Source organism: Aeromonas bivalvium (assembly GCF_000819765.1).
GTDB classification, from domain to species: Bacteria; Pseudomonadota; Gammaproteobacteria; order Enterobacterales; family Aeromonadaceae; genus Aeromonas; species Aeromonas bivalvium.
This window is the reverse complement of sequence record NZ_CDBT01000019.1, coordinates 1-3,122: the sequence shown is the minus strand read 5'-3', so window position 1 is coordinate 3,122 and position 3,122 is coordinate 1. Positions and strand designations below refer to the sequence as shown.

Here is a 3,122-nt window from a genome sequence, read left to right as displayed (position 1 = left end):
GCTGGCGGGTCTCTATCCCGGCCGCGGCGCAGGCCGCCATGAAAGGCGCCTGGAACTGGATATCGTCCTCGGGCAGGGTGACAAACAGCCCCCCCGTCTCGTCGACGCAGTGGCGGGCGATGCGCTTGAGAATGCGATTCTCCGCAATGCACTCCCTGGCCGACTCGGGATCCGTCATGGCGTAGCGCGCCCCCGAGTGGAGCAGACCATGGTTGCGCCCCGTGGTGCCGGCGGCGATGTCGTCGCGCTCGAGCAGGATGCAATCTATGCCCCTCAAGGCGCAGTCGCGCATGATACCGGCGCCAGTTGCGCCCCCTCCAATGATGACTACGCTAGTCGAGACCCTGTTCATCTTGCCCGTTTCCTTTGACTGACAGTGGTGCCAGTGTGGCCTGAGTCAGGGTAAAAATGTTTGATTTGGACCAAATTTATGAGCGTTATCGAAAGTTTTGCGCATGGAGTGGGTCACAGGTGCCGGGAGCCGTTGGCTATCCATACCAATCCTGTTGATTTATCATGGCGGCACTCAGGTGATGGTGGGTTTGACCCTTATCATTATTGGGTGTCGAGCGTTCAGCTGGTGTTTTCATGTTTGATGAAATAATTAGGGGGCAGTATGGAAGATAATCGAATGGATACTCCGACTCAGGTCAAGCAGGTGCAAGGAGAGGTGTTCATTATCGACCAGGAAGGGGCTGTCTCCCGGATGCCACCCGAGGGGCAAATCGCCGCCGGTCAGGTGATGCTGACCGGACGCCACGGTCAGGCTTGGCTGGGGAGTGATGGCCAGGCGGTGCAGGTGGGGCCCAATTGCGCCACTTGCGTCGATGAAGAGGGCAATTGGGTCAGCAGTTCCCACACCCTGACCCTCAATGGCGAGCCGGACAAGGCGCCCACCCATGTCGATCTGGAGGCGTTGCAACAGGCCATCCGCGCCGGGGTCGACCCCACGGCCGTCTTTGCAGAAACCGCCGCCGGCCCCGGGGCCACGGCGGGGGGCGGCGTGGTGGGGGCAGGCTCCAGTGCCGCCGGTTTCATCGTGGTCGACCGGACCAATGACGCCACCCTGGCCGAGGCCGGTTTCGACACCGATCATCAGAGTGCCCGCCAGGAGGTGCGTGATCGCTACGATGGCGAGTACGTGGATGCCTATGCCGCCATCACCATCTTCGAGCCCCAGACCAGCGACAACATCATCAACGCCGACGAGGTGATGAACCTCATCATCCGGGGCGAGGTCTCGGACGTGGAGGAGGGGCAACCCGTCACCGTCACCCTGATTGATCAGGATGGCAACCGCCTCACAATGACCACTGTGGTGCTGCCCGGCAACCAGTGGGCCGCCGATTTTGGCGACGTCACCGGCAAGCTGGTGGACGGCCCCCTCACCATTCATGCCCATACCGTCGATCGCTTCGGCAACGAGGCGGTCGATACCGGCCAGACCCTGCTCGACACCATCACCACCATCACGCTCGACCTGGCCGATGAGAGCGACACAGGGGCCAGCCAGACCGACGATCTGACCCGGGACACCACCCCCCTGCTGCAAGGCAAGGGGGAGCCTGGCGCCACCGTCACCCTGAGCCTCGGCGGGACCGTGATGGCCGTGCTCACCGTGGACGGCAATGGCAACTGGCAATACCCCATCCCAGATACCCTGGCCGATGGCACCTATGATTTTCGCGTCGATGCGGTGGACATCGCCGGCAACCGGGCAAGCGACACATTGGCGGTGACGGTCGACACCCGTGCCGCCATCGACATCGACGATCTCGATACCGACAGTATCCTCGGCCATGACAGTGTCACCCTGAGCGGCAGCACCACGGACGTAGAGGCGGGGCAGAGCGTCACCATCACCCTCGTCGGCCAAAACGGCCAGACCCTCTACAGCGGCAGCGCCCTGGTGGGCAGCGATGGTCGCTGGCAGTTGAACGGCCTGGATCTTTCCAACATTCAGGGCCCCTTTGAGGTGCGCGCCGAGGTGACGGATCTGGCGGGCAACCGGGTGATCGACGGGGCCCCCCTCATCGGCCAGAGCGATACCCTGACCCTGTCCGAGGCGGATCTCGCCAAGGGCCCGGTGAGCGCCACCGGATCCCTGCACACCGGGGCCGGTCTGGATGGCAATCTGCAGGTGAGCTTTGGCGCCGATCAGAGCGCCCTCGAGCAGCTCGGCCTGACCAGCCACGGCACGGCGCTCGCCTACCAGACAAGCGGTCAGACCCTGACCGCCAGTGCCGGGGGCGTCACCGTCTTCACCCTGACCCTTGCCAATGACGGCAGCTATCGTATCGTCTGGCTCCAGAGTCTGGACCACGGCCAGGACAGCCTGAACCTGCCTTTTGCCCTGGAGTACCGCGACAGCGACGGAGATCTGGTGAGCGCCAATCTTACCGTCAACCTGGTGGACAGCACGCCGCCGGACTTCACCATAGCCCCCATCAGCCTCACGGAAGATGGCTTTACCAATGCGGCGGCCGTGGTGGGGCAGAGCCAGTTTGTCGTGGGCCATCAGTCCGATCCCCTGCTGGCGGATTCCGCCGCCTTCGCCGATCAGGCCAGTACTCTGGCTCGCCTCAATGGCAGCGGCATCAGCAGCGACGGTCATGTGCTGACTTTCGAATTCAGCGGTGATCGCCTGCTGACCGGTTACTACCTGGATGGCAATGGCACGCGGGTCGAGGTGCTCAAGGCCGAGCTGACCGCCAGCCAGTCCGGCAGCGACATCGATGGCAAGATCACCGTCTCCCTCAATGGGCCCCTTGATCATCAGGGCAGCGACCAGCTCTCCCTCGGGCTCACCGTTTCCGCCAAGGAGATTGACGGTGACGAGACCCGCGCCGACCTCCAGATCGCCATCCATGACGGTGTCGATCCCGGTCTTGGCATCGACAGCGGCATCAGCCTGCAGGAAGGGGCCTCTGGCCAGACTCTGGATGGCCAGTTGCCGGTCAATGTGGGCAGCGATCGCCTGGTGTCGCTCAACTTCGAGGCAAGCCAGCCCGCCCTGGATAATCTCACCAGCGGCGGCAAGCCGACCAGCTATCAGGTCAACGGCAATGTCATCACCCTGCTGGATGCCGGTGGCAAGACCATTCTGACCGTGACCCTGGGGC

2 protein-coding genes are annotated in these 3,122 nt (G+C 63.3%); one reads left to right on the top strand and one right to left on the bottom strand.

Annotation, left to right across the window (positions count from 1 at the left end; genetic code table 11):
• A partial coding sequence (locus BN1119_RS07575) for an FAD-dependent oxidoreductase (RefSeq protein ID WP_041996053.1) occupies positions 1-352 on the bottom strand: 352 nt, incomplete at its 3' end.
• A gap of 279 nt (positions 353-631) precedes the next feature.
• On the opposite strand from BN1119_RS07575, the gene BN1119_RS07570 reads away from it, so the two are divergent.
• Positions 632-3,122: retention module-containing protein (locus BN1119_RS07570; protein WP_457851268.1), on the top strand; the 2,491-nt coding region annotated here is incomplete at its 3' end.